The organism is Phenylobacterium sp. (assembly GCF_036502675.1).
Taxonomy (GTDB): Bacteria; Pseudomonadota; Alphaproteobacteria; order Caulobacterales; family Caulobacteraceae; genus Phenylobacterium.
The window spans coordinates 1-26,916 of the sequence record NZ_DASXYF010000114.1; the positions used below are offsets into that span (position 1 = coordinate 1).

Annotated in this window: 29 protein-coding genes; 16 read left to right on the forward strand and 13 right to left on the reverse strand. The window is 70.2% G+C overall.

The genetic code is table 11. From position 1 onward, the window contains the following. Both VGL30_RS14975 and VGL30_RS14980 read left to right on the forward strand, forming a co-directional pair. Positions 1-631, forward strand: a 631-nt coding sequence (locus tag VGL30_RS14975; protein ID WP_331540813.1) for a peptide chain release factor 1, incomplete at its 5' end; no start/stop codon positions are given. 143 nt (positions 632-774) lie between these two features. After that, positions 775-1,290: a class I SAM-dependent methyltransferase gene (locus tag VGL30_RS14980; RefSeq protein ID WP_331540814.1), complete on the forward strand. Its 516-nt coding sequence runs from the start codon at positions 775-777 to the stop codon at positions 1,288-1,290. A gap of 150 nt (positions 1,291-1,440) precedes the next feature. Here the strand turns inward: VGL30_RS14980 and VGL30_RS14985 are convergent, their stop codons facing one another. Further along, positions 1,441-2,652: a YihY/virulence factor BrkB family protein gene (locus tag VGL30_RS14985; RefSeq protein WP_331540815.1), complete on the reverse strand. Its 1,212-nt coding sequence runs from the start codon at positions 2,650-2,652 to the stop codon at positions 1,441-1,443. Between the two features lie 137 nt (positions 2,653-2,789). Between VGL30_RS14985 and VGL30_RS14990 the strand changes: the two genes are divergently transcribed. The 3 genes from VGL30_RS14990 to VGL30_RS15000 all read left to right on the forward strand — a co-directional run bounded on the left by VGL30_RS14990 (position 2,790) and on the right by VGL30_RS15000 (position 5,676). Then, on the forward strand, positions 2,790-3,557 hold the full coding sequence (locus VGL30_RS14990; RefSeq protein WP_331540816.1) for an MOSC domain-containing protein: 768 nt from the start codon (positions 2,790-2,792) through the stop codon (positions 3,555-3,557). Next, the gene (gene prmC / locus VGL30_RS14995) at positions 3,554-4,423 is read left to right on the forward strand and encodes a peptide chain release factor N(5)-glutamine methyltransferase (RefSeq protein ID WP_331540818.1); all 870 of its coding nucleotides are present in this window, start codon (positions 3,554-3,556) and stop codon (positions 4,421-4,423) included. The genes VGL30_RS14990 and prmC overlap by 4 nt, the downstream gene beginning before the upstream one ends. A gap of 251 nt (positions 4,424-4,674) precedes the next feature. Beyond that, positions 4,675-5,676, forward strand: coding sequence for a DUF4167 domain-containing protein (locus VGL30_RS15000; protein ID WP_331540819.1), 1,002 nt, complete (start codon positions 4,675-4,677; stop codon positions 5,674-5,676). A gap of 55 nt (positions 5,677-5,731) precedes the next feature. Here the strand turns inward: VGL30_RS15000 and VGL30_RS15005 are convergent, their stop codons facing one another. Further along, the gene (locus VGL30_RS15005; RefSeq protein WP_331540820.1) at positions 5,732-6,421 is read right to left on the reverse strand and encodes a DJ-1/PfpI family protein; all 690 of its coding nucleotides are present in this window, start codon (positions 6,419-6,421) and stop codon (positions 5,732-5,734) included. 80 nt (positions 6,422-6,501) lie between these two features. Between VGL30_RS15005 and VGL30_RS15010 the strand changes: the two genes are divergently transcribed. Then, entirely contained in the window at positions 6,502-7,443 is a 942-nt protein-coding gene (locus VGL30_RS15010) for a GlxA family transcriptional regulator (RefSeq protein WP_331540821.1), read from the forward strand. Here the strand turns inward: VGL30_RS15010 and VGL30_RS15015 are convergent. From VGL30_RS15015 to VGL30_RS15025, 3 genes are read right to left on the reverse strand one after another with little or no spacing between them, the layout of a single operon-like run. Further along, positions 7,388-7,846 carry a DUF1003 domain-containing protein gene (locus VGL30_RS15015; protein WP_331540822.1) on the reverse strand — a complete coding sequence of 153 codons (459 nt, stop codon included), beginning with the start codon at positions 7,844-7,846 and terminating at the stop codon, positions 7,388-7,390. The genes VGL30_RS15010 and VGL30_RS15015 overlap by 56 nt on opposite strands. Positions 7,847-7,851: 5 nt before the next feature. Further along, a complete protein-coding gene (locus tag VGL30_RS15020; RefSeq protein ID WP_331540823.1) occupies positions 7,852-8,043 on the reverse strand; it encodes a hypothetical protein in 192 nt (63 codons plus the stop codon). Between the two features lie 57 nt (positions 8,044-8,100). Further along, positions 8,101-9,048, reverse strand: a complete 948-nt coding sequence (locus VGL30_RS15025) for a cell wall hydrolase (protein ID WP_331540824.1) — start codon at positions 9,046-9,048, stop codon at positions 8,101-8,103. A gap of 293 nt (positions 9,049-9,341) precedes the next feature. Here VGL30_RS15025 and VGL30_RS15030 point away from each other — a divergent pair, with 293 nt between their 5' ends. The 3 genes from VGL30_RS15030 (at position 9,342) to VGL30_RS15040 (ending at position 12,195) form a co-directional block, all read left to right on the forward strand. Further along, a complete protein-coding gene (locus VGL30_RS15030) occupies positions 9,342-9,512 on the forward strand; it encodes a hypothetical protein (RefSeq protein WP_331540825.1) in 171 nt (56 codons plus the stop codon). Positions 9,513-9,565: 53 nt separating this feature from the next. Then, complete coding sequence (gene uvrB, locus VGL30_RS15035; protein WP_331540826.1) at positions 9,566-11,818, forward strand: excinuclease ABC subunit UvrB; 2,253 nt, start codon at positions 9,566-9,568, stop codon at positions 11,816-11,818. Positions 11,819-11,934: 116 nt separating this feature from the next. Further along, on the forward strand, positions 11,935-12,195 hold the full coding sequence (locus tag VGL30_RS15040) for a DpnII family type II restriction endonuclease (RefSeq protein ID WP_331540827.1): 261 nt from the start codon (positions 11,935-11,937) through the stop codon (positions 12,193-12,195). Positions 12,196-12,575: 380 nt separating this feature from the next. Here the strand turns inward: VGL30_RS15040 and VGL30_RS15045 are convergent, their stop codons facing one another. Continuing rightward, positions 12,576-12,950, reverse strand: a complete 375-nt coding sequence (locus tag VGL30_RS15045; protein WP_331540828.1) for a hypothetical protein — start codon at positions 12,948-12,950, stop codon at positions 12,576-12,578. A gap of 287 nt (positions 12,951-13,237) precedes the next feature. Continuing rightward, positions 13,238-14,125, reverse strand: a complete 888-nt coding sequence (locus tag VGL30_RS15050) for an SMP-30/gluconolactonase/LRE family protein (RefSeq protein WP_331540829.1) — start codon at positions 14,123-14,125, stop codon at positions 13,238-13,240. Positions 14,126-14,316: 191 nt separating this feature from the next. Between VGL30_RS15050 and VGL30_RS15055 the strand changes: the two genes are divergently transcribed. After that, complete coding sequence (locus VGL30_RS15055; protein ID WP_331540830.1) at positions 14,317-14,928, forward strand: hypothetical protein; 612 nt, start codon at positions 14,317-14,319, stop codon at positions 14,926-14,928. Between the two features lie 506 nt (positions 14,929-15,434). After that, the gene (locus VGL30_RS15060; protein WP_331540831.1) at positions 15,435-15,725 is read left to right on the forward strand and encodes a hypothetical protein; all 291 of its coding nucleotides are present in this window, start codon (positions 15,435-15,437) and stop codon (positions 15,723-15,725) included. Between the two features lie 53 nt (positions 15,726-15,778). Here VGL30_RS15060 and VGL30_RS15065 read toward each other — a convergent pair whose 3' ends face one another. After that, complete coding sequence (locus VGL30_RS15065; RefSeq protein WP_331540832.1) at positions 15,779-16,045, reverse strand: GNAT family N-acetyltransferase; 267 nt, start codon at positions 16,043-16,045, stop codon at positions 15,779-15,781. Between the two features lie 72 nt (positions 16,046-16,117). Between VGL30_RS15065 and VGL30_RS15070 the strand changes: the two genes are divergently transcribed. Continuing rightward, a complete protein-coding gene (locus VGL30_RS15070) occupies positions 16,118-16,726 on the forward strand; it encodes a DUF3617 domain-containing protein (RefSeq protein ID WP_331540833.1) in 609 nt (202 codons plus the stop codon). 2 nt (positions 16,727-16,728) lie between these two features. Here the strand turns inward: VGL30_RS15070 and VGL30_RS15075 are convergent, their stop codons facing one another. The 4 genes from VGL30_RS15075 to flgK form a co-directional block, all read right to left on the reverse strand. Continuing rightward, the gene (locus VGL30_RS15075; RefSeq protein ID WP_331540834.1) at positions 16,729-17,907 is read right to left on the reverse strand and encodes an acetyl-CoA C-acyltransferase; all 1,179 of its coding nucleotides are present in this window, start codon (positions 17,905-17,907) and stop codon (positions 16,729-16,731) included. Further along, entirely contained in the window at positions 17,904-19,061 is a 1,158-nt protein-coding gene (gene mnmA / locus VGL30_RS15080) for a tRNA 2-thiouridine(34) synthase MnmA (RefSeq protein WP_331540835.1), read from the reverse strand. Before mnmA ends, VGL30_RS15075 begins: the two co-directional genes overlap by 4 nt. A 69-nt stretch (positions 19,062-19,130) precedes the next feature. Continuing rightward, positions 19,131-20,057, reverse strand: coding sequence for a flagellin (locus tag VGL30_RS15085; RefSeq protein ID WP_331540836.1), 927 nt, complete (start codon positions 20,055-20,057; stop codon positions 19,131-19,133). Between the two features lie 13 nt (positions 20,058-20,070). After that, the gene (gene flgK, locus VGL30_RS15090) at positions 20,071-22,179 is read right to left on the reverse strand and encodes a flagellar hook-associated protein FlgK (RefSeq protein ID WP_331540837.1); all 2,109 of its coding nucleotides are present in this window, start codon (positions 22,177-22,179) and stop codon (positions 20,071-20,073) included. Positions 22,180-22,583: 404 nt separating this feature from the next. Between flgK and VGL30_RS15095 the strand changes: the two genes are divergently transcribed. The 4 genes from VGL30_RS15095 (at position 22,584) to VGL30_RS15110 (ending at position 26,679) form a co-directional block, all read left to right on the forward strand. Then, positions 22,584-24,011: a flagellar hook-length control protein FliK gene (locus VGL30_RS15095; protein WP_331540838.1), complete on the forward strand. Its 1,428-nt coding sequence runs from the start codon at positions 22,584-22,586 to the stop codon at positions 24,009-24,011. An 11-nt stretch (positions 24,012-24,022) separates the two neighbouring features. Continuing rightward, a complete protein-coding gene (locus VGL30_RS15100; protein WP_331540839.1) occupies positions 24,023-24,742 on the forward strand; it encodes a flagellar hook assembly protein FlgD in 720 nt (239 codons plus the stop codon). Positions 24,743-24,797: 55 nt separating this feature from the next. Next, positions 24,798-26,222, forward strand: a complete 1,425-nt coding sequence (locus VGL30_RS15105) for a flagellar hook protein FlgE (RefSeq protein WP_331540840.1) — start codon at positions 24,798-24,800, stop codon at positions 26,220-26,222. Between the two features lie 166 nt (positions 26,223-26,388). Continuing rightward, on the forward strand, positions 26,389-26,679 hold the full coding sequence (locus VGL30_RS15110) for a DUF1153 domain-containing protein (protein ID WP_331540841.1): 291 nt from the start codon (positions 26,389-26,391) through the stop codon (positions 26,677-26,679). Positions 26,680-26,775: 96 nt separating this feature from the next. Here VGL30_RS15110 and VGL30_RS15115 read toward each other — a convergent pair. Further along, positions 26,776-26,916 (reverse strand): RusA family crossover junction endodeoxyribonuclease (locus VGL30_RS15115; protein ID WP_331540842.1); only part of this gene is annotated, 141 nt, incomplete at its 5' end.

Genomic DNA, 26,916 nt, shown 5'->3' on the forward strand with positions numbered 1-26,916 from the left:
GACCGAGAGTGAACTCGGCGGCATCAAGGAAGCGGTGTTGGAGGTCGAGGGCAGGGGTGCGTTTGCCAAGCTCAAATTCGAAAGCGGGGTGCACCGGGTGCAGCGGGTGCCCGCCACGGAAACCCAGGGGCGCATCCATACCAGCGCCGCCACGGTGGCGGTGCTGCCGGAGGCCGAAGACGTGGACATCCAGATCAACGACAAGGACCTGCGTATCGACGTTTATCGCGCCCAAGGCGCGGGTGGGCAGCATGTCAACAAGACCGAAAGCGCGGTGCGCATCACCCATCTGCCCACCGGCATCGCCGTGGCGCAGCAGACCGAAAAGTCGCAGCACAAGAACAAGGCCCATGCCATGAAGCTGCTCAAGGCCAAGCTTTATGACATTGAGCGCCAGCGGGTGGACGGGGCGCGGGCCGCCGAACGCAAGAGCATGGTGGGCAGCGGCGACCGCAGCGAGCGCATCCGCACCTATAATTTTCCGCAAGGACGGGTGACCGACCACCGCATCAACCTGACGCTCTACAACCTGCCCCGCATCCTCGAAGGCGAAGCCCTCGACGAGGTCATCGACCCCCTGATCGCCGAGGACCAGGCCGCCCGCCTGTCGATGCTGGAAGACGAGTTCTGAGGTAAGAAATCCGGTGACGGTTCACCGTCTTTCCTTGCGGCGGACCGGGGCGAGCCCGCCGCCGACGGGCGCTCCGTTAGGTCGATGTTCACAACTCCTGGTTCAGAAGACCAACTGCATCTGCAGACGGAGTTATTGGAAACATGCCGCTCCTGAGCGATATCGCCCAGCACAAGAAGATCCGCCACTTCCTGGAGCCGATACCGAAGAGCGCCGCCATCCTGGAGATCGGTTGTGGTTCCCGTTGGGTCGGCGACCACCTTCGCGCCAACGGCTGGCGCAACTACGTCGGCGTCGACCTCCAGCCGCCAGCGGACATCGTCGGCGACATCCGCGAGTGGCGGTCGCTCGGGCTTGGCGCGGCGTCGTTCGACGTGGTGATCGCGCTGGAGGTGATCGAGCACGTTGACATCCTGCAAGAAGCCTTCGACCTTCTGGCGTCCGGCGGTCGCCTCATGATGACCTCGCCCGTGCCGCGGATGGATTGGGCGATGCAGTTCCTCGAGTTCGCCGGCCTGAACCAGAAGCGTACCAGCCCGCACTGCAACCTGACCGACTTCGAGCGCTTGCCGCTGTTCGAGCGACTGGACCTGCGTCGCCCTGCCGGCCTGGCCCAGTGGGGCATCTTCCGCAAGCCGCTCGCGGCTCTCGCCGCCTGAAAGCTTCACCGAATTTCCCTGTTCCCCGCTCACCCCGGCGGAGACCGGGGCCCAGGTGAAACCCAGGAGACGCCCAGGCTGAATCCGGGCCCGGCCTTCGCGGGATGAGCGGAGGTTGGAGCGATCCAATCCGTGTGGATCGCGCTCTGGCTAAGACACCCTGATCTTGTCCTCCGCCCCGCGCCGCGGCCGCCGCAGCACCTGGCGCGACAGGTTCCCCGTCTGGCGGCGGAGGACGTCCCACAGGTGCGCCGCGCCCTGCTTCGGGGTCATCTTGAAGGCCAGGCCCACGCTGTCGGCCATCGCCGCCCCCCGCGCGCCTAGCGGCAGCGGCGCGCCGGTGGTGGAGTCGACCGCCGTCTGGTGCTCGATCTCGGCGTTCAGCTCGGCGCCGATCAGCACCACCATCACCGACGACCAGATCCACATCATGAAGCCGACCACCGCCCCCAGCGACCCGTAGGTGGCGTCGTAGTGGGCCACGTGGTTGACGTACCAGGAAAAGCCCAGCGACCCGCCCAGCCACAGCATGGCGGCGAACACCCCGCCCCAGGTCACCCAACGCCAGCGCGCCCGCGCCCGGCACGGCCCGTAGCGGTAGACGACGGCGAAGGCTCCGGTGGTGAACACCGTCAGCCCCAGCCAGCGCAGGGGAATCCACAGGCTGGCCGACGCGCTCCACCCCAGGTCGCGGAAATAGATCGGCGCGGCCACCAGCACCGAGATCACCACGGTGAGGAACAGCAGCGCTCCGGCCGTGAAGACGTAGGTCAGGGCGCTGAGCGTGAAGAAGTTGCGCTTCTCCGTCTCGTCGTAGGCGATGTTCAGCCCGTTGAAGAGCGCCTTCATCGCCGCGTTCGCGCTCCACAGCGAGATCAGCAAGCTGACGACGAAGGCCGCGCTCAGGCTGGCCGGCCGCTTGGCCGCCAGCCGGGCCATCTGGTCGCCGATGATCCCCAGCGCCTCCCCGGGCACGAAGTCGGCCAGGGAGGCGAGTTGCCGGTTCACTTCGGTCACGTCGGCGAAGATGCCGTAGAGTGAGACGAACACCCCGATGGCCGGGAAGATCGCCAGCAGGGTGTAGAAGGTGACGCTGCCCGCCACCACCGTCAGCCGGTCGTGCGACACCTCGCGGTAAGTGCGCCAGATCACATCCTTCCAGCCCTTGGGCGGGATCTGGTGCGGCGCCCGGGCCAGGCGCCCGCGCCCCGGCTCCACGGCGTCGAAGGTTTCGGGCCGGTCGGCCTGGACCGGCTGGCTCAGGCCGGGCTCCGGCTTCGGCGGCCGCTTGCGCCAGGCGGCGGCCACGGCCAGCGCCACCAGCGGCGCCGCGCCCATAAGCCAGGGCGCCGCCGCTCGCATGCCTTTCGCCGCGGAACCAGGCTTCGCCTTCGCCAAATCCCCCAACCCCTCTTCGCCGCGCCACAGGTGGCGAAAACCCGCCGCCGCCGACGCGCGTTCCGCTTGTAGCCGACTGCGGCTTGCGGCAACACCGCCCGATGACCGGCCGCCTCGCCTCGATCTACCGGCACCCCGTGAAGGGTTTCACGCCCGAGGCGCTGGAGTCCGCCGAACTTTCCGTGGGCGAAGCCTTCCCCTGCGACCGGCTGTACGCGGTGGAGAACGGTCCCTGCGGCTACGATCCGGCCGATCCGGTCTTCATTCCCAAGCAGAAGTTCGCCGTCCTCGCCGCCATCCCCGACGTGGCCCTGGCCCGCACCGCCTACGACCCGGCGACCACGGTCCTGCGGGCGGAGGCCGACGGCCATCCCCCCTTCACAGGCGCCCTGGACCAGGAGACCGGGCGCGCGGCCTTCGCCGCCTGGCTCGCCGAGCTCCTGGCCGGCCACGACCCGGGCGTCCTGCGCGTCCTCTCCGCCGCGGCGGGCCGCCCGTTCATGGACCACCCGCAGGGCTGCGTCTCGGTGCTGAACCTGGCCAGCGTCCGTGACCTGGAGGCGCGCATCGGCCGGCCGGTGGACCCGCGCCGATTCCGCGGCAACCTGATCGTGGAGGGATGGCCCGCCTGGGCCGAGCTCGACTGGACAGGCCGCGCGATCGCCCTTGGCCCCGTCCGCGCCCAGGTGTTCAAGCCGATCGTCCGCTGCGCCGCCACCTTCGTGAACCCGGACACCGCCGTGCGCGACATCGACATGACCAGGGTTCTGTTCGACAATTACGGCCACATGCATTTCGGCGTCTATGTCCATGTCACCCGGGCCGGGCCTGTCCGCATCGGCGACGCCTGTGAGGGGCCGTCCGCGTGAGCCTGACCCTGGTCCAGGCCTGGAAGCAGGCCCGCCAGCGCCTGGAGGCCGCGGGCCTCGCGGGCCCGGTCATCGACGCCCGGCTGCTGGTGGAGGCCGCCGCCGACGCCACCCGCGTCGATATCGTCACCGACCCACAGCGGCCGCTGACCCCGGATCAGGAACAGCGCCTCGCCGATTACCTCCAGCGCCGCGAACAACGCGAGCCGGTCAGCCAGATCCTCGGGCGCAAGGGCTTCTGGAAGCTGATGCTGGCGGTCAACGACCAGGTGCTGACCCCGCGCCCCGACACCGAGACCGTCGTGGAGTACGTCCTGCGCGACTTCCCCCAGCACGCCCCCTGGACGGTGCTGGACCTGGGCGTGGGCTCCGGCGCCATCCTGCTTTCGGTCCTGGCCGAGCGCCCCGCCGCCCGCGGCCTGGGCGTCGACATCTCCGAGGAGGCCCTGGCCGTCGCCCGCGACAACGCCGCCAGCCTGGGGCTCGCCCCGCGCTCGGTGTTCCTGCGCGGCGACTGGACCACGGGCCTGGCCGACGGCAATTTCGACCTGGTGGTCGCCAACCCGCCGTATGTCGCCACCGACGTCATCGAGACCCTGGAGCCGGAGGTGCGGCGATATGAGCCACGCCTGGCGCTCGACGGCGGCCCCGACGGCCTGGACGCCTATCGCCGGCTCGCACCGGAGATCCTGCGGGTGCTGAAACCCGGCGGCCGCTTCGCCGTGGAGATCGGCTACGACCAGAAAGTCGCCGTCGAGGCGCTGTTCCGCGAGGCCGGCGCGGAGGGGGTCCACACCCTGCCCGACCTCGCCCAGCGCGACCGCGTGGTGACTGGTTTGAAAAAGCCCTTGGAAACCTCCGGCTGAATCGCTACATCTTGGTTCTGTCTCCACCCAAATCGTCGGTGCTCCAGGCCCAAGCGTTCTTCCGAACGCGCAGCCGCTCCGGCAGGTGCGATGTCTGAATGACGCGCACGACAGGTTTTCGGCGGATGACGGAACTGACTTAACGCCTTCGCGAACGTAGACCGGGCCAACAGCCTGTCACCCACGCAAAGCCAGGGCACGAGGCCGCCGCCATCTGCGGCGCGCCGGGGAAGAGGCCGGACGGTCATCGCATGAGAGATTTCAAGGGTATGAAGCGCCAGCGCGGCCGCAATCGCGGCGGCGGCGGGGGCAACGGCGGCAGCGGCGGCAAGCCGCAGCAGAACGCCAACCGGGCCTTCGATTCCAACGGCCCGGACAACGTCAAGGTCCGCGGCAACGCCCAGCACGTGTTCGAGAAGTATCAGCAGCTGGCCCGGGACGCCCAGACGGCCGGCGACCGGGTGCTGGCCGAGAACTATCTGCAGCACGCCGAGCATTATTTCCGCCTGCTGCGCGCCATGCAGCCGCAGCGTCCGGCCAGCGAGATCCTCGGCCGCGACCAGTTCGCGTCCGGCTACGACATCGACTTCGAGGACGAGGGCGGCGGCCAGTCGCAGTCCGCCGAGGGCGAGGGCGGCTCCCATGACGGCGAGTCCTCGGACGGCGACGGCGAGTCCCGCGACCGCGGCGGCTGGCAGGGCCGCGACGACCGCCCCAGGGACGAGCGCCCCAGAGACGATCGCCAGAGGGACGACCGCCCGCGGGATGAGCGCCCCCGCGAGGATCGCTTCCGCGACGACCGCCCGCGCGACGACCGCCAGGGCCAGGGCGGCGCCGGCCGCCGCGACCGCTGGCGCGACGATCGGCCCCGCACCGACGACCGGCCGCGCGGCGGCGAAGACCGGCCGCGGGACGACCGCCCCCGCGATGACCGTCCTCGAGACGAGCGCCCCCGGGAGGAGCGTCCCCGCGACGACCGGCCCCGCGCCGAGCGCGAGCCGCGCCCCGAGCGCGATCCGCTGGCCGTCGTCGAGCCGCAGAGCACGCCGCTGCCTTCCGGCGAGAACCGCGGCTCGCCGGTGCTGCGCGATTCCGACGGCGGCGAAAGCCACGCCCCTGCGTTCCTGCAGAACCGCGCCGCGCCCACGGCCGAGGCCGGCGAGCCCGCAGCGCCCAAGCCCCGCCGTCGCCGCGCGCCCCGCACCTTCGACACCGCCGCCGACGCCCCCAGCTCCGAGCCGGAAGAAGCCTGAGACGCTCGGCTATGGATTCCTGATTTCGCGAGGTGCAGATCCGACGCAAGCGAAATCAGGAAGCTGTCGCTGCAATCCGCGCGGCCGCCATCTCCGCCGCTCCAGCCCGCAGGGTGAGCGCCGCGTCCAGCCGCGCCCGTACCGCGGCCAGCACCGCCGGCGGCGCGGTCTCCGGCCGGCCGGCGTCGAACGGCGGGGCCGGCGCATATTCGATGCCGAGCTGCACCGCCTGGGCGGCCGCCTCGCCGGCGACCTCCGCGATAACCGTCAGCGCCAGGTCGATCCCTGCGGTCACCCCGCCGCCGGTGAAGATGTTCCCGTCGCGCACCACCCGGCGCTGGTCGGCGATCGCGCCGAACGGGACCAGCAGCTCGCGCCAGGCCCAGTGGCAGGCCGCCCGCCGGCCGCCGAGCAGGCCCGCCGCCGCCAGGATCAGCGAGCCGGTGCAGACCGAGCTCAGGTACTTCGCCCCCGCCGCCAGCCGACGGATCTCGCGCATGAAGCCCTCGTCCAGCATCGCCTCGCTGGTCCCGAAGCCGCCGGGCACGCAGAGCAGCGCGCAGCCCTCCACCTTCGTCAGGTCCGCCAGGCCGGTGAACACCAGGCCGTCGGCCTCGATGTCCCGTCCGCCCAGCGAGGCCGCGACGACCTCCGCGCCGGGCATGCGCGAGAACGCCTGGTGCGGCCCGGTGAAGTCGAGCTGCGTCACGCCGGGATAGAGCGGAAAGACGATGCGGAAGGTCATGGCGGGCTCCGGGATTTGACAATCCTACCTTGCCCGGCCTAGCGTCTGTCTGAAATGACGTTCTTCCCTCATTTTCCGCCATGCCGCGCCGCATCGGCCTACTGATCTTCCCGGGCTTCCAGCTGCTCGACGCCGCCGGTCCGGTGGCGGCCTTCGAGATCGCCGGCCGCTTCGCCCCGGGCGCCTATGCGCTCCAGTTGGTGGCCGCCGAGCCCGGGCTGGTGCGCAGCTCCTCCGGGGTCGCCTGGGCGGCGGAGCCTCTGGCGGACGGCCCGTTCGACACCGTGATGGCGGCCGGCGGCTACGGCACGGCCGGCGCGATGGCCTGTCCGCGCACCCTGGCCTGGCTCTCAGCGGAAGCGGCCCGCGCAAGGCGAGTCGCCAGCGTCTGCTCGGGAACCTACCTGCTGGCCGAGGCGGGGCTGCTGGACGGGCGTGCGGCCACCACCCACTGGGGCCGCAGCCAGGACTTCGCCCGCCGCTATCCTCGCATCGACCTGCAGCCCGACCGGATCTTCGTGCGCGACGGGCCGGTGTGGACCTCGGCCGGCATCACCGCCGGCATCGACCTGGCGCTGGCGCTGGTCGCCGAGGACCTGGGCGAGGCGGTCGCCCGCCGCACGGCCCAGGAGCTGGTGGTCCACCAGCGCCGTCCCGGCGGCCAGTCGCAGTTCTCCGCCCTGGTGGAGCTGGGCGGCCAGTCCGGCCGCTTCGCCGACCTGATGGCCTGGATGCGCGAGCGCCTGCACGAACCGCTGGGGGTCGAGCGCCTGGCCGACCGCGCCGCCATGAGCCCGCGCCACTTCGCCCGCGCCTTCGCCGCCGAGACCGGCCTGACCCCGGCCAAGGCCGTGGAGCGCCTGCGCCTGGAGGCCGCCCGCCTGCGGGTCGAGGCCAGCGCCGAGCCCATCGACCGCGTCGCCGAGACCGCCGGCTTCGGCGACGCCGAGCGCATGCGCCGGGCCTTCATCCGCGCTTTCGGCCAGCCCCCGCAGGCCTTGCGCCGCGCCGCCCGAGCCTGACCGCCGGCTTGACCTCGTCCACCAGCGCCTCGGTCTCGGCCTTCAGTTCGCGCAGCTGGGCGCGCAGCAGCTTCAGCATCTCCCCCTGCTGCTTCACCAGCCGCACCAGCTCCACCTCGCGCACGGCGTCCAGCTTGTCGTGCAGCAGCATGATCTCCAGCTCGGCCCGCAGGTTCAGCACATAGTCGTGCTCCGCCGCCTTGCGGTCGCGGGCCGAGGAGCGGTTCTGGCTCATCATGATCACCGGCGCCTGCAGGGCGGCGACGGTGGAAAGCACCAGGTTCAGGAAGATGAACGGATAGGGGTCGAAGTTCAGCCCCTTGGCCTTCACCAGAGTGTTCCACCCGGTCCAGGCGGCCAGGATCAGCGCAAAGGCGATGATGAAGCCCCACGACCCGCCCACCGCCGCTACCGATCAGCCAGGCGTTGGCCGAAGCTGCGGTCGTCCGTCACCAGCAGCGGGTTGATCCCGCTGGGCGACTCGTTGGCGATCAGGTCGATGACGCTCCTCTGGATCGGCGTCAGGTCCTCGTAGGCGCAGGCCAGCAGCTCGCGCGCGAGCTGCTCGGGCGGCGCGCTGGTCGCTTTGGCTTCAGGCAATGCGGCGATCCTCGGCGGTTCAGGTGGCGCATCTTCACCACGCCGACGCCGCCTCCGCTAGGGCGCCTCATCCCCCGTCGATGACCCGCGCAGCGCCGCGTCGACGCCCTTGCTGTCCGCCGACGCCGCCTTCGGCGCGGGCTTGGGCTCAGCCGGAGCCGGTGCGGGCGCGGGCGCGGTCGTCGGGACGACGGAAGCCTCCGCCAGCTGCAGGTTGGCCGGCTGCGCCTCGCCGCCCTCGTCCGCGGTGTTCAGCCGCGCGAAGTTCACGCTCTCCGGCGCATGCAGCCTGGACGCGCCGGTCATCGGCGCGCCGAAGCGGTAGAAGACGTGCAGCCCCACCTGCGCCACCCGCAGCAGGTTCGGGCCCCAGCCCGGCGCGACGCCGGCGGTGTGGAAGTGGGTCGCGCCCGCCACCTGCGGCGCCACCACCCCCACCAGGGCGCGGGCGGCGATCTCGCGGGCGCGGCGCCAGGCGCCGAGCTCGTGCGGGGTCTCGGTCCAGCCGTCGCAGGCGAAGCTGAACTGGCAGCCGTGCGTCTTGGCGCCCTGGTAGACCACTTCGCAGACGGTCTTCGGGAAAGCCGGATGGCGCACGCGGTTCATCACCACCTGGGCCACCGCCGCCTGGCCGGAGGCGGGCTCGCCGCGGGCCTCGTAATAGACCGCCTGGGTCAGGCAATCGAGCTCGCCCGCCCGCGCGGGGCGCGCCGCGCGCAACGACGCCTGGGCGGAGACGGCGACGCGCGGCGACGCGGCGGCGACAGCCGTCGGATCGGGCGCCTCGCGCAGCGCAGGCAGCACCACCCGCGCCGTGGTCTGGACCGTGGTCTGGACCGTGGTCTGGGCCGTGGTCTGGGCCGTGGTCGGGGCGGACTCAGGCGCCGGGGCGGCGGCCAGCAGCACCACCGCGGCGGCGGCGGCGCCCAGCGCCAGCCCCCCGCCCGCGACGGCGGCGATTTTCAGCTCATGGCGCGTCGCGCCGAGCTGTTCGGAAAAAGACAAGATGAGCGTGTCCTGTGCGTCGAGGGCGAAGCCGCCCCCCGTCAACGTCGCCCCATACGGCGTCGCCTTGACGGCCCCTGCGCTTGCTGGCGGCGGTCTAGGCGGGCCTGTCCCATACACGGCGAAGGACAGGCTGCAAGAAGTGCGCCGCTTATGACTCGAAAGCGCAGCTCTGGCAAGTTTCTTTTGCACTGCAGCAAAAAGCGTCACCGCGATGCTGCATCACGTTACTGCGGGAACCTCCGCCGCAAGCTCCCGTTGAATGGGCGAAGCTTTCCCTGGAGACCCCCGTCATGCGCAAGATCTTGACCCTGCTGACCGCCGCCCTGTCCCTGGCCGCCTGCGGCCACAACATCGAGCAGAAGGCCGCCACCGGCGCGGTGGCCGGCGCCGTGGTCGCCGGCCCCGTCGGCGCGGCCGTCGGCGGCGCGGCCGGCGCAGTCGTGGGCCACGCCGACAAGTAAGTCAGGGCCCGCCCCCCTAGCCTTCCCGCCCGCGCGGCTCTACCTTCCCGTTCATGCCTCGTTCCCCCGCGCCGCCCGGCGTCGCCGACATGTCGGCGACGTTCGACTATGACGAGAACGCCCGGCCCACGCTGTGGACGCCGCACCGCCCCGCGCGGCCGGCCAAGTCCGAGGGCGGGCGCCCCTTCGCGCTGGTCTCCGACTACCAGCCGGCCGGCGACCAGCCCGCCGCCATCGCCGAGCTGGTCGCGGGCCTGGAGGGCTCGGAGCACGACCAGGTGCTGCTGGGCGTCACCGGCTCCGGCAAGACCTTCACCATGGCCAAGGTCATCGAGGCCACCCAGCGCCCGGCGCTGATCCTGGCCCCCAACAAGACCCTCGCCGCCCAGCTCTATTCCGAGTTCAGGAGCTTCTTCCCGGACAACGCGGTCGAGTTCTTCGTCTCCTACTACGACTACTACCAGCCCGAGGCCTACGTACCCCGCACCGACACCTACATAGAAAAAGACTCGTCCATCAACGAGCAGATCGACCGCATGCGCCACTCGGCCACCCGGGCGATCCTCGAGCGCGACGACGTCATCGTGGTGGCCTCCGTCTCCTGCATCTACGGCATCGGCTCGGTCGAGACCTACACGGCCATGACCTTCACCCTGGAGCCCGGCCAGCGCCTCGACGAGAAGAAGCTGATGGCCGACCTGGTGGCCCAGCAATACAAGCGCAACGACGCCGCCTTCGAGCGCGGGACCTTCCGCCGCCGGGGCGACACCCTGGAGATCTTCCCCGCCCACTACGAGGACCGCGCCTGGCGCATCTCGCTGTTCGGCGACGAGATCGAGACCATCGCCGAGTTCGACCCCCTGACCGGCCGCAAGACCGCCGACCTCAAGGGGATCAAGATCTACGCCAACTCCCACTACGTCACGCCGCGCCCGACGCTGCGCCAGGCCATCACCTCCATCAAGGCCGAGCTCAAGGAGCGCCTCGACTGGCTGATCAAGGAGGGCAAGCTGCTGGAGGCCCAGCGCCTGGAGCAGCGCACCACCTTTGACCTGGAGATGATCGACGCCACCGGCTCCTGCGCCGGCATCGAGAATTACTCCCGCTACCTCACCGGCCGCCGGGCCGGCGAGCCGCCCCCTACCTTCTTTGAATACATCCCCGACAACGCCCTGCTGTTCGTCGACGAGAGCCACCAGACCGTGCCGCAGATCGGCGCCATGTACCGCGGCGACTACCGGCGCAAGTTCACCCTGGCCGAGTACGGCTTCCGCCTGCCCTCGGCCATGGACAACCGCCCGCTGAAGTTCGAGGAGTGGGAGGCCATGCGCCCGGCCACCGTCCACGTCTCGGCCACCCCGGGCCCCTGGGAGATGGACCGCACGGGCGGCGTCTTCGCCGAGCAGATCATCCGCCCCACCGGCCTGATCGACCCGCCGGTGGAGGTCCGCCCGGTCTCCCAAAAGCCAAATGGGGACGGCTTCTCCCAGGTCGACGACGTCATCGACATGTGCCGCCAGACCGCCGGGGCCGGCTACCGCGCCCTGGTCACCGTGCTGACCAAGAAGATGGCCGAGGACCTGACGGAGTACATGCACGAGCAGGGCCTGCGCGTGCGCTACCTGCACTCCGACGTCGACACGATGGAGCGCATCGAGATCATCCGCGACCTGCGGCTGGGAGCCTTCGACGTGCTGGTCGGCATCAACCTCCTGCGGGAAGGCCTGGACATCCCCGAGTGCGGCCTGGTGGCCATCCTCGACGCCGACAAGGAGGGCTTCCTCAGATCGGAGACCAGCCTGATCCAGACCATCGGCCGCGCCGCCCGCAACGTCGACGGCCGGGTGATCCTCTACGCCGACAACGTCACCGGCTCGATGGAGCGCGCCATGGCCGAGACCAAACGGCGCCGGGAGAAGCAGGAGATCTACAACCTCGAGCACGGCATCACGCCGGAGAGCGTCAAGTCCCGCATCAAGGAGATCCTCGCCTCCCCCTACGAAAAGGACCGCGTCACCATCCCGGCCGGCGTCGCGGAGGACGGCGCCAAGCCGTTCCTGGGCGACAACTTCAAGGCTGCGCTGCGCGACCTGGAAAACCGCATGCGCGCCGCAGCCGCCAACCTGGAGTTCGAGGAAGCCGCCCGCCTCAGGGACGAGGTCAAGCGCCTGAAGCTGCTGGACCTGGAGTTCGCCAACGACGTGATGACGGCCGTCGGCGAGGCGGTGGACACGGACGCGCCGAAGCGGGTGCGGCGGGAGGCGCGGGCCGAGGCGGCGGAGCGGTTCAGGAAGGGGAAGCGGTAGGGGCGCTTCGTTCCTGCCCCCTGTGCAGCTGCACGTGCGTCTGCGCGCACGTCGTTCGCACGGCGAGACGGTGGCTGTTTGGGTTGCCTTGGCTGGAGCGCCGGGCGCGCAGCCTCATGGAGGTGAAGGGCTACGGGGCGACCGGCTCGAAGATGACCGATGTCATCGGCGATCTCGACGCCATTATCGAAGCGATGCGCCGCGATACGACGCTTCTCTTCGTGACGGACGGTCTAACGTGGAAGTCGCGAGCGTCGGACCTTCGGAAGATCGTCGTGCGCCAGAATGAGGGAAAGATCGCCCGCATCTACACCACCGGAATGCGCGAGAAATTCCTTGATGACCTTCGGACTTTGAAGGGCGAACGCGGCCTTTAGGATCAGCAGCCTGGAAACGTCAGGACAAGCTGAACAGTTGCTTCCGCCCAGGCATCCCCCGGATGCCTCCACCCCTTAAATCCTATGGCAGATCCCCGCCGGCGGCTTCGGGCGTGTCAAGAACCGGCCGGCCGCGCCGCGGCGAGCGCAACTCGACCTTGAGACGCCCGAAACCGCAGGCGTCCCAGCATCAGGAGATTGAAGGCACGCTCCCTTCTCCCCTTGCGGGAGAAGGGAGCGGCGCCGTGATCCTTCCGGCCAACGTCGCCCCCCCCATCCCTCACCCTTCCCCCCTCTGGGGAGAAGGGGCCGGACAGGCCTCGCGCAGGCCTGAGATTCAGCGCAGTCCGATGCCGCCCCCACGCGCCTGACCCACCCCCCTACGGCCAACCCGCCGACCTCGGCCCGCGCCCGTCGGCCATCTCCCGCTCCAGGCTGCTGGCGCCGGAGAGCACCGTGCCGCGCAGGTGGCCGGCGCAATAGCCGTTCATCCAGTCGGTGATCGCCGCCTGGTCGGCGGGCGCCAGCAGGTCGACGCCCCGCGCGACGGCGGCCCGGCTCAGGTAGCCCAGCACCCAGTTCAGCACCGCGTCCCGGGGGAAATCCGTCCGGTCCGGCAGGTTGAGCCAGTCCTCGCAGCCGACGTCCCCCATGTACCGGACCACATAGGCGTGGGGTTGCGCCGGCGCGGCCTGGGCGAGACCGGGCGCAAGGCAAAGCCAGCAGAGACCGATGGCCGCACCGCCAGGACGCATGGACGCCTCCCATTATTTCGCGCGTTGGCGAATGTTTCACCGTAGCAATAACCGGGGAATTGCCAAGCCGTCTCGGCCGCACGGTTCCGAGGATCGGCGCGTCTGCGGCCCGTGGGTGGCGAACGAAGTTCGGCGGCCGGGTCACCCAGATCCTCCCCCACAGGGGGAGGGGGACCGCGAAGCGGTGGAGGGGAGTTCCAGCCGCGGCGCCGGGGGCTTCAACCCCCTCAGTCAGCTTCGCTGACAGCTCCCCCTGTGGGGGAGCATCTGCCGGACGTCAGGGCCGTCTACCCCTTCCCCGCCTTCCACTTCGTCAGCCCCAGCCCCGCCACCGGCATGTCCGTCCACATCCACACCGTTCCCGGCAGCCCGTTGGTCATGAACAGGCTCCGCCCGTCCGCCCCGCCGAAGCAGCAGTTGGTGGACAGCCCCTCCCCCGGCAGCGGCAGGAACTCCACGATCCGCGTCCCCTCGACGATGCGCAGGCCGTTGTCGTAGCTCGAGGCCATGTAGAAACGGCCCTCGGCGTCCAGGCAGAAGCCGTCGACGGCGTGCTTCTCGCTCATCCGCTCGACGATCCATTCCTTGCGCCCGCCCGGATGCAACCGCATCAGCCCGTTGCCCTCCACCACCACCACGCCGCCGTCCGGCTCCAGGGCGATCCCGTTGCAGTACGCAAAGCCGTCGGCCACCAGCTCCAGCCGCCCGTCGGGGCGCAGCGCCCGGACCTTGCCGTCCAGGCCGGGGACCGCCGGGTTGCCGGGCGGGTCGGTGAAGTAGACTGTCCCGTCCGCCGCCACCGCCAGGTCGTTGGGGGCCTGCATGGCGCGCAGCACATAGGAGACCGCGCCGTCGGAGGCGACGCGCTGCAGCCCGGCCGTCGTCCAGCGGACCGGCGGCAGCGGCGCCGAGCGCGCGGCGGCGCCCGCCCCCATGAGGCCCGCGAAGTCGAGGCCGCCGTTCTGGGTGACCAGGAAGCCGCCGTCGTCGGCCGGCCAGGCGCTGTTGGCCCCGCCCCCGGTGTCGGCGATCTTCTCGCGCCGCCCGGTCTCCGGCCAGATCCGGTAGAGCGCCCCTTCCGCCACCGAGGTGACCACCAGGGTCCCGTCGTCGCACCAGACGGGCCCCTCGGCGAAGGCCACGCCCTCCGCGATCAGCACGGGTTTCGAGACCATCGCCGCCGTCCTCCCTTGTCCGCCCCGGCGAATGCGACCACCGCTTGCACGCCGTGACAACCGCATATGGCGGCCGCCTATTTCACGCTGGGCATCCTCGGGCTTGTCCGAGGATGCCCAGCGTGAGGAACGTCGCCGCCCCGCCCTCCAGAAACTTGACAACAAGCCCTTTCTATGTTCTCCTTTTGTTCATGACCTCCAACCCGGAGATGGCTGAGCGGCATGGCCGCGTCCTGGCGGAGCTCGCCGAGCTCGGGCTGACGTTCGCGCGCCGGCTGGCGGCCCGGGCCGAGGCCGCCGAGGGCGAGGAGGCGGCCCAGGCGCTGGCGCTGGCCTTCCATCGCGTCTCGCGCTCGGTGCGGCTCACCCTGGCCCTGGAATCCCGCCTTGCCGCCGAGCGCCGGCAGGGGATGCGCGAGGACCGGGTGCTGACCGAACGGGCCGTCGAGCGGCGCAAGGACCAGGTCCGCGCCGTCGTCGCCCGCGCCTTCTGCGACGAACGCGAAAGCGACGAAGCCGAGCGGCTGCTGGACGAGCTGGAGGAACGCCTCGACGAGGACGCCCTGTTCGAGCAATTCCTGGCCGGGCCGGTGGAGGCGTGCATCTCCCGCATCCGCGCCGGCCTCGGCCTGCCCCCCGCCGACCCCGCCAACGACGCGGAGCTTTTCGCGGGCGCCGCCACCGGCCCGCCCGCAGCCCGCGACCCGTTCACCGCCCACCCGGGCTGGCCGGCTCAAGACCCGCTCACCCGGCTGTCGCCGGGGCGAGCGCAGGCGGATCAATCCGACTTCAACCCTCTCTGACGTCCGCGGCCGCGGCCGTCAGGCATTGTCCGTGAGCCGATGTTTTCACCACCGCCGCCGCAGATCCCGGCACGGGAATTCCTCCCCGTGCACGCGAATCAGGCGCCGGCGCCTACCGGCGCGCGCAACCGTCAAGCCGCACGGCGATTTATTTTCGCGCGGCCCCTGGCGCAGCGACGCTTGGTCAACCACTTGCCATAAGATGTCCTCGCCGTTGCCGAATTCGGGCGCGCGCTTAACTATAGGTTCGGCCGAATCAGGCTTCGGACGGGGCGTTCGACTGCTTAAACTTAACGCGGCAAGCAATTGCGGCAGTTAACGATTTGTCAAAAATTGGGCCTATGGGCCGGGTCGTGTGGGAAATCGGCGTCGCTGGCCCGGTTTGTGAAGCGTCCACGGAACTCTGTGCCGGTTTGAGAGTATGAGTAGCCGGAACGAACGTCGCTGTAGGTGGCCCATAGGGGGCTGCGGGCGGCAGTTCGAAAGACGTATGCCTGGGGATATCCATGTCACCATCGCTTGCCATCGTCGCCAACAACAACGCCGCCGCGAAGACCGAGGGCCGCACTGAGGCTCTGTCGGACCGCATCAAGCGTCTGCAGAACGAAGCCCGCAGCCTCGCGCGCGAACACATCATGGCGCTGCAAAGCGCGCTGATCGCCGTCGAGGGTATGGCCTCCGAGATCGCCGACGGCGGCGAAGCCTATCCCCCGGGCGTCCGCGACATCGCTCGCCGGCTGGTCGAGGACTGTGAAGCCCGCGTCCAGACTCTCGAAGCCATCACCAAGCGCGTCTGAGACGGCGCGCTTGCCTTCCCGCAGGCCACCCACCGCGAACGTCCAAAGACGCCCTATCCTGCCAGGTCCGCCGCGTTGCGCCGCAGCCACGCCGCCGCGTAACCGCAGATCGGGGTGATCTTCAGCCCCCGCGCCCGGGCGTCCTCGGCCACCGCGGCCATCAGCCGCCCCGCGGCGCCGGAGCCGCGCAAGGGCGGCGGGCTCTCCACATGGTCGATATACAGCCGCTCGCCCTGCAGCCGGTAGTCGGCCCAGGAGGTAAGCCCCTGCTCGTCGCGCTCGTAACGCTGGCGTCCGGTGTCGTTGCGCAAGTCGTTCATGCCGGCCTCAACGGTCTCGCACCGGGGTTTGATCCCGTCTAGATTCCAGGATCAACCGGAAAGGGACGACTCATGATCCGGCGCGCAGGCCTGCTCATCACCGCCGCGGCCCTGGCCGCCATGGCCGGCTGCCACAAGAAGCCCGCCGAGGCGCCGGCCCCGGCCGCCGCCCCCTCCGCCGGGTCCCCGGTCGCCCAGGCCCCCGCCTCGACCACCGCCGCCGCCGCGCCTTTCGTTGCGCCCAGGCGTAAGCCCGGCCTGTGGGAGCAGACCATCTCCATGGCCCAGATGAAGCAGTCCACCCGGCTCTGCGTCGACCAGGCGCTGGAGGACAAGATGGGCTGGTGGGGCCAGCAGGCGGCCCGGGACATGTGCTCGAAGAGCGCCTTCACCCGCGGCCTGGACGGCTCGGTGACCTTCGCCTCGTCCTGCGACATGGGCGCGTCCGGCCACACCGTCACCAGGGGCAAGGCCACCGGCGACTTCTCCAGCGCCTACAAGGTGGAGATGGTCTCCACCACCACCGGCGCCGCCACGCCGCAGATGAACGGCGAGCACAGGTCCGTCGTCGAGGCCGCCTGGAAGGGGCCCTGCCCCGCCGGCATGAAGGGCGGCGACATGGTGCTCCCCGGCGGCATGAAGATGAACCTGCTCGACATGGCGGCCGCGACCAGGAAGTAGGGTCAGACCTCCACCGCCATCGCCGTCGCCTCGCCGCCGCCGATGCACAGCGCGGCCACGCCGCGCCCGCCGCCGCGTGCCTGCAGGGCCGCGACCAGCGTCGCCAGGATCCGCGCCCCCGACGCCCCAATGGGGTGGCCGAGCGCGCAGGCGCCGCCGTTGACGTTGAGCTTCACCCGGTCGATCCCCAGCTCCTGCTGGGCGATCATCGCCACGGCGGCGAAGGCCTCGTTGATCTCGAACAGGTCGATGTCCTCCACCCGCCAGCCGGCCTTGGCCAGCAGCTTCCGCACCGCCGGCACGGGGGCGGTGGTGAACAGGGCCGGCTCGTGGGCGTGGGCCGCATGGGCGACGACGCGGGCGACCACCTTCATGCCCAGCCGCCGGGCGACGGACTCCCGCGTCAGCACCAGCGCCGCCGCCCCGTCGCTGATCGAGCTGGAGTTGGCCGCGGTGATCGTCCCGTCCTTGGCGAACGCCGGCTTCAGCGTCGGGATCCTGGCGGGGTCGGCCTTCCGCGGCTGCTCGTCGGCGTCCACCGTCTCGCTCCCTTTGCGGGTGGCCACGGTCACCGGGACGATCTCGGCCGCGAAGGCGCCGCTCTCCGCGGCCCGGCGGGCGCGGGCCAGGCTTTCCACCGCGAAGGCGTCCATCGCCTCGCGGGTGAACTGGTAGGCGCGCGCGGTGTCCTCGGCGAAGGAGCCCATCAGCCGGCCGGGCTCGTAGGCGTCCTCCAGCCCGTCCAGGTACATGGAGTCCCAGGTGGTGTCGTGGCCGATCCGCGCGCCGGCCCGGTGCTTGGCCAGCAGGTATGGCGCGTTGGTCATGCTCTCCATGCCGCCGGCCACGATCAGCTCGACGCCGCCGGCGGCCAGCGCGTCGTGCGCCAGGATCGCCGCCTGCATCCCCGAGCCGCACATCTTGTTGACGGTGACAGCCTGCACGCCGTTGGAAAGCCCGGCCCCCAGGCCCGCCTGCCGGGCCGGCGCCTGGCCCAGGCCGGCCGGCAGCACGCAGCCCATGATGATCTGCTCGACGGCGTCCGGCGCCGCGCCCGACCGCTCGACCGCCGCGCGCACCGCCGCCGCCCCCAGCTCGGTGGCCTTCAGCGCCGCCAGCGTTCCCTGGAAGCCGCCCATCGGGGTGCGCGCATAGCCGGCGATGACGACGGGATCGCTCATGCCGCCGTCGTCCCGGCGATGAAGCCGCCGCCCAGCACCCGGTCCGGCTGCTCGGGCGCATAGAGCACACAGGCCTGGCCGCGAGCCACGCCCTCTTCCGGCTGGTCCAGGGCCACGGAGACCACGCCGTCCGCCGTCCAGTCGAGGCGTCCGGTCACCGCATCCCGCGTCGAGCGCACCTTGGCCAGCACCGGCCGCGAAAAGCCTTGCCCTTGTTCCCCGACATCATCGCCCAGCCAGTTGACCTCCTTCAGGGTCAGGGCGCGGGTCAGCAGCGCCTCGCGCGGGCCCACCACCACCTGCCGGGCCTCGGCGTCGATCCTGACCACGAACAGCGGCTCGCCCACCGCCACGTTCAGCCCCCGCCGCTGGCCGACGGTATAGCGGGTCACCCCCTCGTGGCGGCCCAGCACCCGGCCGTCCAGGTGGACGATGTCCCCCGGGACCGCGCCCTGCGGCCGCAGCCGGTCGATCACCGTGGTGTAGCGGCCTTCCGGCACGAAGCAGATGTCCTGGCTGTCCGGCTTCTCCGCCGCCGCCAGTCCCAGGGCCGCCGCGACCCGCCGCACCTCCGGCTTCTCCAGCCCCCCCAGCGGGAACCGCAGGTAGTCCAGCTGCTCCCGCGTCGTGGCGAACAGGAAGTAGCTCTGGTCCCGGGCGGGGTCGGCCGCCCTCAGGAGCTGCGGCCCCTCAGCGCGGCGCACATAATGCCCCGTGGCCATCGCCGCCGCCCCCAGCTCGCGGGCCACGTCCAGCAGGTCGCGGAACTTGACCGTCTGGTTGCAGCGGATGCACGGCACCGGCGTCTCGCCCCGGAGGTAGGCGTCGGCGAAGTCCTCCATCACCTGGTCGCGGAACCGGCTTTCGTAGTCGAGGACGTAATGCGGGATGCCGAGGGCTTCCGCCGCGGCCCGCGCGTCGCGGATGTCCTGGCCGGCGCAGCAGGTGCCCTTCTTCTGTACGGCGACCCCGTGGTCGTAGAGCTGCAGGGTCACGCCCACCACGTCGTAGCCGGCCCGCGCCAGCAGCGCCGCGGTCACCGTGGAGTCGACCCCGCCGGACATCGCCGCCACCACGCGGGTGCCCACAGGCAGGCCCACCGCGGCGTGCGCGGCCTCCAGCGTCCGGTCGCCGAGGATCAGGGGCGCGTTCATGGCCGCCTATGTAACGCCTCGCCCCCGGCATTGCGAGCGCGCCTGGGCGGCGCTTCCGCGTCGGCTGAGCTACTTCAGCAGGTTCAACAGCGAACTCTGCTGCAGGGCGGTGAACACTTGCGCCGCGGCCTGTACGGCGATCCCCGCCGACTGCAGGTTGCTGACCGCCGTGGCCATGTCCACGTCGGTGATGCCGCCGATCATGGTGTGCATGGTGGTCTGACGGGCGTCGAGGTCACTCTTCACCGCGTCCACCCGCCGCTGCACCAGTCCGTTGCGACCGGCGATGTTGGTCACGTTCTGCTGCGCCTGGTCCCAGCCGGAGATCTGGCCTTCGAGGAAGGTGCGCTGGGCGTCGGTCAGGGCGCCGGTGAACGGTCCGTTTGCGTCCTGGTAGGCTTGAAAGGCCTTGAAAGCGGTCATGATTCCCGTCCCGACATCGCTGGCCAGCACCCCGGTGTTCACCGTGGTGGCGTCGTCGAGCTTGGCCTGGGTGACATAGTTGTCGTTCTTGAAAAAGCTGGCGATCGTCGTCGCCGGCGCCGTCAGGTCGCTGAGCGAGGTGGCGGTCACCGGCTGGGTGTCGATCTGGCCGCCGGCGAACAGGTACTTGCCGCCGTAGCGGGCGTTCATGCCCTCCGCCGCGTTGCGCAGCTGGGCCTGCATGTCCTCGACAAGCGTGTCGACCCGGCCGCTGGCCAGCGCATCGGCGATCGCCTGGCGGGCGCCGGACGCCGCATCGGCCACCTGGCCCAGCGCCGCGTCCTGCGTGGTGAGCCGGTCGGCGATCAGGGTGTTCTGGTCCAGATAGCCCTGGTTTCGCGCCTGGACCGAGTGCATGGCGGTCAGCATCTCGGAGTTCCTGGCGTAGCTCTTCAGGTCATCGCCCTTCTTCTGGCTCGAGACCTGCTGCCCGGCTTCGATCTGCCGCTGCTGGGCCGCCATCAGGTTGGCCAGGACGGCGGCGTAGTTGCCGCTGGTGGAGATGCGGTTCATGTCATCCTCCCCTTCAGATCATCGCCAGGAGGACGTCGTACATGTCCTTGGCCGCCTGGATCATGCGGGCCGAAGCGTTGAAAGCCTGTTGATAGGTGGTCATACGGACCATCTCCTCGTCGAGGTTGACCCCCTCGACCGACTGACGGCGGGCGGTAGCCTCGGTCTGCACCGAATCGGCGCTGGTCTTGCGGGTCTCGGCCGAGGCGGCCGCGCGTCCGATGGCCCCGCCGAACTCGGCGGCATAGCGGGAGACGGTCATGCTGACAGCCCCCAGGGAGCCGGCGGCCTGGAAGCCGGTGGTCGCGTCCCCGGCCACGGAGATCGCCAGCGCGCCGCGGCCGTCGCCAGGCCGCAGCGCGGGCTGGGTTGCAGCCACGGTGAGGTCGAGCTGGGCCAGGGCGAGCTTGGTGGGATCGGCCGAGATGGCCGGATCGACGGCGAACCCCGTAGCGCGGGCGGAGCGCTCGATGACGCCGAGGCCGAAGAGCTGGCTTATCGAAGGTCCGCCACCGATGCGCTTGGTGTCGTCCGTGACCACCGACAGGGTCGCGTTGGTGGGCGCGGACGGCGTGAACTGCAGCGCGCCCTTGGCGTCCAGCGCGAACTGGCCGTAGAGGCCCACGCCGGCGGTGGTGCTGTTCAGCGAAGTCAGGAGGTCGCTCATGTACGGCGAGCCGGCGGCGGGGACGGCCACGGCCACGTCGACGATCGGCTTGCCATCCGGCTGGGCGAGCCTGAAGGTGATCTTGTCGCCAGGCGTGAACCCGTTGAAGTCGCCCGTCTTCAGGCCGGTCTCATAAGGGCTGTAGCCTGGCGACTTCACTAGGTCGTTCAGGCCGAAAAAGTGGGAGAAGCCGCGGCCGGCCTTGTCCGACGTGCCCTCGTCGATGGCCACCCCGTTTCCGCCGGTGGCGGTGAGGCTGAGCGCGCCGTTGACGAAGCTGGCCGTGCCGTAGGTTCCCAGCGCGCTGTTCAGCGCCGCCGGCAGGTTGGAGGCCGGCAGGAAGCTGGCAGGCCCACCGGCGTCGATGGTGAGCGTGCCGGCGGTGAAGTCGATGGCCACCTTCCGCTGAATGACCCCCGACGCATTGACGATCGCCACCGTAGCCTGGCCGGTGAAGTTGTTGAACGTCTGGTTTAGCGCCAGGCCGGTATCCTTGCCGGTCAGCGAAGCGGGCGCAGGCACCGAGGCGGAGTCGTTGTGGGCGGCGTTGACCTGCTCCGCCGCCCGGGAGACGAACTCACCCAGTTGATCCGACAGCTTCGGCAGCTCGGTGTCGCGCACGTCCAGGAGCCCGCGGATCTCGCCGGTGGTGACCTGGATCGGCTGGGCCGCGCCCACGCCGTCGGCCGGAATCGCCGAGATGTAGCCCTTCGTGGAGTCGGTGCGGTTGTAGGTCAGCTTGGCCGCGCCGTCGCCGGCCAGCATGATTCCTTCCGCAGAGCGGATCGTCACCCCGCCGTCGTTGCGGTTGGTCACCCGCACGTTCATCAGATTCGACAGCTCGTCGATCAGCCCGCTCTGGATGTTCTGCGAGCCCGAGGCGTCGGCGCTGGTGAGGGTCGCGCGGCTGATGTCGGCGTTCAGCTTGTTGATCTGGTCCAGCAGGTCATTGGCCTGGCTGACGTCGGCCATCACCTTGGTGTCGAGGTTGCTGCCCAGGTCCTTGACCTGGCCGTTGATCCGCGTGGCCTCGTCGAAGAAATCCTGGGTGTTGAAGATCGCCTGCGTGCGCGCGAGGCTGGAGGACGGGTCGTCCGCCGCGGCGGCGAAACCGGACCAGACAGTGTCCAGGCGGTTGAAGAAGGAGCTGTCGCTCGAGGGGTCGCCGAACAGGCTCTGGGCGTTGTCCAGATACTGGGAGACCACGTTCCAGCGGCTGGAGTCGGAAGCGGCGGTCAGGCTGGCGAGTTGCAGGTACTGGTCGGTGACCCGCTTCACGCCATCGATCTTGACGCCCATGCCGACGCCGCTGACCGCCAGCTGCGATTGGTCGAGCGTCTTGCGCACATAGCCGGGGGTGTTGACGTTGGCGATGTTGTCCGAGACGGTCCGCAGACCCGTCTGGGCGGCGAGCAGGCCCGACGCGGCGGTGTTCATCGCGATGGAAAGCGACATCGGCTAGCTCCCAACCCGGCAAGGCGTGACGCACCACCCGGCGCATTCTGCCGGTGTCGTGGTGAACACGCGCGCGAGGCGCCAGAAAAAACGCAGCATTTTCAACGCAGATCTCCTGAGGAGTCGAAACCCCCGCTGAAATAGGCGCAAGACCGGCGCCAGTTGCGCGCAGAGGCCGGCGACTCAACCGGTCCGACGCGGCAGGGACGACCCATCACTGGCCTCCAACCCGGCAAATTCCGCCGCGGACGAGCTGGCGCGATCACGAGGCGGAGGCCGCATTCCCTTTTTTATTTCGACAGTTAGCGGAATTTCACGCGGCTGGCGCAAAGGTTGCTGCAAGAGGAGCCGAAGTCACGCGGCGCAGCAGGCGCCTGCCACCGCCTTCCCGAGCATCCTTTCGTATGATCGCGTCAGTCCCGCCCGCCGCCAGCAACGCCGCCGTCGCCATGAGCCCCATGAGCGCCGGCGCGTCCGTGGGCCCCGCGTCCGCCTTCGAAGCCATGCTGGCCACGCTGTTCGGGCCTGTGGACGCGCAAGGCGCGGGGCTGTTCGCCGCCGGCGCCAAGGACCCGCTGGCCGCCGACGCGACGACGTCCGACGACAGCGACCAGGCCGCCGCCGATCCCCAATCCGCCTCCGCCTCCGCCCAGGCGCAATCCCTGATGGCCGCCTTTCTGGTCGCCATCCCGCCGCCGGCGACGCCGGGCCAGCCCCCCCAGATCACCGCCGATGCGTCGGCGCCGCCCGTCGGCGCCGACGGGGTCTCAGGGCTGCCTGCCGCGGCGGGCGCAAAGCTCGACCTTTCCTTCATGGGCCTGGGCAAGATCGCCGGAACGGCCCCGGACGCCACGGGCGCAACCCTCCCTCCGCCAACGCAGGCTACGGCTCCTGCGGCGCCGGAGGCGGTCGACCTCGCCGCCCTGCAGCCGCCTCCGGCTTCCACCGCCCAGGTCCCCGAGCCGCCGGCGCCCATTGCGCCGACTCCTCTCAGTTCTTCGCAGGCGACGCTTGCCGCCCAAACGCCTCCGACCCTCGACCCGAACGCCCCGGCCCTCAAGGCCGACGCCCGCGGCGGGCGCAACGACGGCCCACGCCGCAACGCCGGCCTGTTCGTCAATCCGGGCCTCGACACGACGTCGAAGACCGCCCCGCCTGGCCTCGCTCACGCGGTGCAGGCCGGGACCGGACCCTCGACCGCGACGGGCTTCGCCGCGGCCGCAGTCGCGGCCCGGGCCGGTACGGGCGACACGCCTGAAGCGGCAGACCCGCAATCCGCCGCCGGCGACGGCTCGCAACCACGCTCGCAGCCGCCCGGCCAGGCTCCGGCCGCGCCCTTGACCTCCGCCCCCGCAATGGCGGCGCCCGCCGTCGCCCTGCGCGGCGCGCCGGAGACCGTGGCCAACCTCGCCGCCCAGATCCTCAAGAAGCTGGACGGCCGCTCCACCCGCTTCGACGTCGAGCTCGACCCTGCAGGTCTCGGCCGGGTGGACGTGCGCCTGGAGATCGGCGCGCACGGCCGGATGAGCGCGGCCATGGCCTTCGACAATCCCCAGGCCGCGCAGGAGCTGAGGAGCCGCTCCGGAGAGCTCGCCCGGGCGCTCGAGCAGGCGGGGTTCGACGTTTCCGGCGGCCTTTCCTTCGACGTGGCGGGCGATCCCGGCCAGTCCGGCCGCGGCGCCCCGCGCGACCAGAACGACAACGCCGGCTCCGCTTGGCGCGGCCGGGCCTTCCAGGCCGCCCTCGACGCCTCCGCGGAAGCGGACACTGGACCCTCGGGCGGGCTCAACCTTCGCCGCCGGCTGCTCGCCGGCGTCGATATCAAGATCTGAGGACCAGCAGCATGGCTATCGACGCGACGGCCGCCGCAGCCGCAGCCACATCCACCGATGCAACCGCCGCCGGCAAGACGCGCCTGGCGGACAACTTCGACACCTTCCTGACGCTGCTGACCACGCAGCTCAAGAACCAGGACCCGCTGGCGCCGATGGACGCCAACCAGTTCACCCAGCAGATCGTGCAGATGACCGGGGTGGAGCAGCAGCTGCTCTCCAATGACCTGCTGCAGAAGCTGGTGAGCAACACCGGCTCCGGCGTCCAGACCGCCGTCGGCCTGATCGGCAAGGATGTCAGCGCGGCCACCACCGACACGGCTCTGAAGAACGGCAAGGCCGACTGGATCTACAATCTCGATTCCGACGCGGCCAACGTGAACATCGAGGTGCTCGATTCGAAGGGCCGGATAGTCCACGCCGAGGCCGTGACCAACGCAAAGGCCGGCGACGCCGCCTACAGCTGGAACGGCAAGGACGCCTCCGGCCAAAAGCTGCCGGACGGAACCTATACCCTCAGGATCGCAGCCACCGACGCCTCCGGCCAGGCGATCGGCGGCTCGGTCTTCGTCGAAGGGCTGGTGACCGCGGTCGAACAGGTCGACGGCAAGACCATGCTGACCATCAACGGCGGCAAGGTCCCGTGGGAGACCATCAACACCATCAGCATGGCGCCCGCCGCCGCTGACAACACTTCGGACGGCCAAACGCGGGCCGCCGCGGCCGCCTGACGGCGGCCTCCACGCAGAACGCGCCCTTTAAAGAGAAAACAAAAGGCAACATCCCATGAGCATCAACAGTGCAATGCTCGCCGGTGTTTCGGGTCTGGTGGCGAATTCCTCCGCGCTCGCGGCGATTTCCGACAACATCGCCAACGTCAACACCGTCGGCTACAAGCGCAATCAAGTGAGCTTCGCCAACGTGGTGACGTCGCAGGCGCTCACCGGGCGCTACAGCGCCGGCGGCGTGCAGGGCGTGGCGCGGCAATACGTCGGCCAGCAGGGCCTGATCCAGAGCGCCACCTCCTCCACCGACCTGGCCATCTCCGGCGACGGGTTCTTCGTGGTGGGCGGCAAGGGCGCGGGCCTTACCGCGGCGGACAGCCGGATGTTCACCCGGGCGGGCTCGTTCAGCGTCGACGCCGACGGCTACATGAAAAACGCCGCAGGCCTCTACCTGCTGGGCTGGGGACCTCCGAACGCCGCCGGAACCTTCACCACCAGTCCGTCGGACGTCGGCACGATGACGGCGATCAACGTCAAGAACCAGGGCGCGGTGGTGGCCTCGACCACCGATGCGGCGATCAGCGCCAACCTGAACGCCGACCAGCTGCCGTCCACCGGCGCCGCCAGCTACCTCCCGGGCACCGCCAACACCCATATGTCAGCCTACGCCAACGGCGTGGCGACCGGCACCAAGCCCGACTTCACCATCGAGCTGGGCGCGATCGATTCGCAGGGCGGCACGCGCAAGATCGTCATGGCCTTTTCGAAGCCGGCCGCCACCGGCGGCCCGCCGGCGGTAGTTCCCGCCAATGAGTGGAACGCCGAAGTCTATGTGGTGCCCGCCAGCGACGTGACCCAGGCCAACGGCGAACTCATGCAGGGCAAGGTGTACTTCAAGCAGGACGGCTCCATCGACCTGAGCAAGTCCACCCTGTTCGGCCCGGCCACCACGCCCCCGGCCGCGCCTTCGCCGCCCGAGATCAAGCTGGCCGCCTCCGGCGGGACCGCGCCGGCCTGGTCGGCGTCCGCCGGCATCGCCGCCTCCGACATCAAGCTCGACCTCTCGCAGCTGACCCAATACGCGTCGGCCTCGACGGTGACGGCCGTCTCCTCCAACGGCGCCCAGGTGGGCAACGTGGTGGGTGTGCAGGTCGATGAAACGGGCATCGTCTCGGTCCTCTACGACAACAGCCAGGTGCGCCAGATCGCCCAGCTGGGCTTGGCGACCTTCGCCAATCCCGACGGACTGGGCACGGTCAGCGGCAACGCCTACCGCCCCACCAACTCAAGCGGGCAGTACGTGCTGAAGGTCCCGGGCGACGGCGGCGCGGGGAAGATCTCGCCCTCCAGCCTGGAGGCCTCCACCGTCGACCTGTCGTCGGAATTTACCGGCCTGATCACAACCCAGAAGGCCTATTCGGCATCATCCAAGATCATCACCACCGCAGATCAGATGTTGGACGAACTAATCAACATTATCAGGTAACACTCAAGGTTAACCTTGTTTAACGTCCTATAAAATATTCGGCTGTATCAAATTCGTACACGAGGGGAGCATGGTTAGGTATTTTTTTACTATCGCAATTAAGCGGCTGTTATGGCCTGCAGCGTATGGTCCTGCCTGAGAGTGATGGTCGGAAAGGCGTAAAGCCATGCTGCAACAGCAACAGCAGACGCGCAGGAACAGCCGCGGTGAGCCCTATGTCATCGGGCCCACCGGCGCGCCGTTGACGATCGGCGACCTGCCGCCCCCGGACACCGGGCGCTGGGTGATCCGGCGCAAGGCCGAGGTGGTGGCCGCCGTCCGCGGCGGCCTGCTCACCCTGGACGAGGCGCTGGAGCGCTATCGGCTGACGGCGGAGGAGTTCCTGGCCTGGCAGCGGTCGATCGACCGCCACGGCCTGGCCGGCCTGCGCACCACGAGACTGCAGCAATACCGCTGACCGGATAGTCCCCGTTCCGCGACACAACGGCCGCGCCCGACCCCTCGGGCGCGGCCGTTTCGTGTCCGAGGCCTGGCGCCCGGGCCGATGGACCCCCTAGCGCCGCCACGCCGGCCCGCCGTCGCCCAGGCGGCTCACCGCGACCACGATCCGCTCGCGCGCGCCCTCGCGGCGCTGCACCAGCAGGCGGGCCACCTGGGCGTCGTCGTGGAAGGCGTAGCCCTTGATGGCGTCGAG

Excerpts from the sequence above, each read along its gene's own strand:
- VGL30_RS14980 (WP_331540814.1), top strand. The coding sequence starts at position 775 with ATGCCGCTCCTGAGCGATATCGCCCAGCACAAGAAGATCCGCCACTTC.
- VGL30_RS14985 (WP_331540815.1), bottom strand. The coding sequence starts at position 2,652 with ATGCGAGCGGCGGCGCCCTGGCTTATGGGCGCGGCGCCGCTGGTGGCG.
- VGL30_RS14990 (WP_331540816.1), top strand. The coding sequence starts at position 2,790 with ATGACCGGCCGCCTCGCCTCGATCTACCGGCACCCCGTGAAGGGTTTC.
- VGL30_RS15000 (WP_331540819.1), top strand. The coding sequence starts at position 4,675 with ATGAGAGATTTCAAGGGTATGAAGCGCCAGCGCGGCCGCAATCGCGGC.
- VGL30_RS15005 (WP_331540820.1), bottom strand. The coding sequence starts at position 6,421 with ATGACCTTCCGCATCGTCTTTCCGCTCTATCCCGGCGTGACGCAGCTC.
- VGL30_RS15010 (WP_331540821.1), top strand. The coding sequence starts at position 6,502 with ATGCCGCGCCGCATCGGCCTACTGATCTTCCCGGGCTTCCAGCTGCTC.
- VGL30_RS15030 (WP_331540825.1), top strand. The coding sequence starts at position 9,342 with ATGCGCAAGATCTTGACCCTGCTGACCGCCGCCCTGTCCCTGGCCGCC.
- uvrB (WP_331540826.1), top strand. The coding sequence starts at position 9,566 with ATGCCTCGTTCCCCCGCGCCGCCCGGCGTCGCCGACATGTCGGCGACG.
- VGL30_RS15040 (WP_331540827.1), top strand. The coding sequence starts at position 11,935 with ATGGAGGTGAAGGGCTACGGGGCGACCGGCTCGAAGATGACCGATGTC.
- VGL30_RS15045 (WP_331540828.1), bottom strand. The coding sequence starts at position 12,950 with ATGCGTCCTGGCGGTGCGGCCATCGGTCTCTGCTGGCTTTGCCTTGCG.
- VGL30_RS15050 (WP_331540829.1), bottom strand. The coding sequence starts at position 14,125 with ATGGTCTCGAAACCCGTGCTGATCGCGGAGGGCGTGGCCTTCGCCGAG.
- VGL30_RS15055 (WP_331540830.1), top strand. The coding sequence starts at position 14,317 with ATGACCTCCAACCCGGAGATGGCTGAGCGGCATGGCCGCGTCCTGGCG.
- VGL30_RS15060 (WP_331540831.1), top strand. The coding sequence starts at position 15,435 with ATGTCACCATCGCTTGCCATCGTCGCCAACAACAACGCCGCCGCGAAG.
- VGL30_RS15065 (WP_331540832.1), bottom strand. The coding sequence starts at position 16,045 with ATGAACGACTTGCGCAACGACACCGGACGCCAGCGTTACGAGCGCGAC.
- VGL30_RS15070 (WP_331540833.1), top strand. The coding sequence starts at position 16,118 with ATGATCCGGCGCGCAGGCCTGCTCATCACCGCCGCGGCCCTGGCCGCC.
- VGL30_RS15075 (WP_331540834.1), bottom strand. The coding sequence starts at position 17,907 with ATGAGCGATCCCGTCGTCATCGCCGGCTATGCGCGCACCCCGATGGGC.
- mnmA (WP_331540835.1), bottom strand. The coding sequence starts at position 19,061 with ATGAACGCGCCCCTGATCCTCGGCGACCGGACGCTGGAGGCCGCGCAC.
- VGL30_RS15085 (WP_331540836.1), bottom strand. The coding sequence starts at position 20,057 with ATGAACCGCATCTCCACCAGCGGCAACTACGCCGCCGTCCTGGCCAAC.
- flgK (WP_331540837.1), bottom strand. The coding sequence starts at position 22,179 with ATGTCGCTTTCCATCGCGATGAACACCGCCGCGTCGGGCCTGCTCGCC.
- VGL30_RS15095 (WP_331540838.1), top strand. The coding sequence starts at position 22,584 with ATGATCGCGTCAGTCCCGCCCGCCGCCAGCAACGCCGCCGTCGCCATG.
- VGL30_RS15100 (WP_331540839.1), top strand. The coding sequence starts at position 24,023 with ATGGCTATCGACGCGACGGCCGCCGCAGCCGCAGCCACATCCACCGAT.
- VGL30_RS15105 (WP_331540840.1), top strand. The coding sequence starts at position 24,798 with ATGAGCATCAACAGTGCAATGCTCGCCGGTGTTTCGGGTCTGGTGGCG.
- VGL30_RS15110 (WP_331540841.1), top strand. The coding sequence starts at position 26,389 with ATGCTGCAACAGCAACAGCAGACGCGCAGGAACAGCCGCGGTGAGCCC.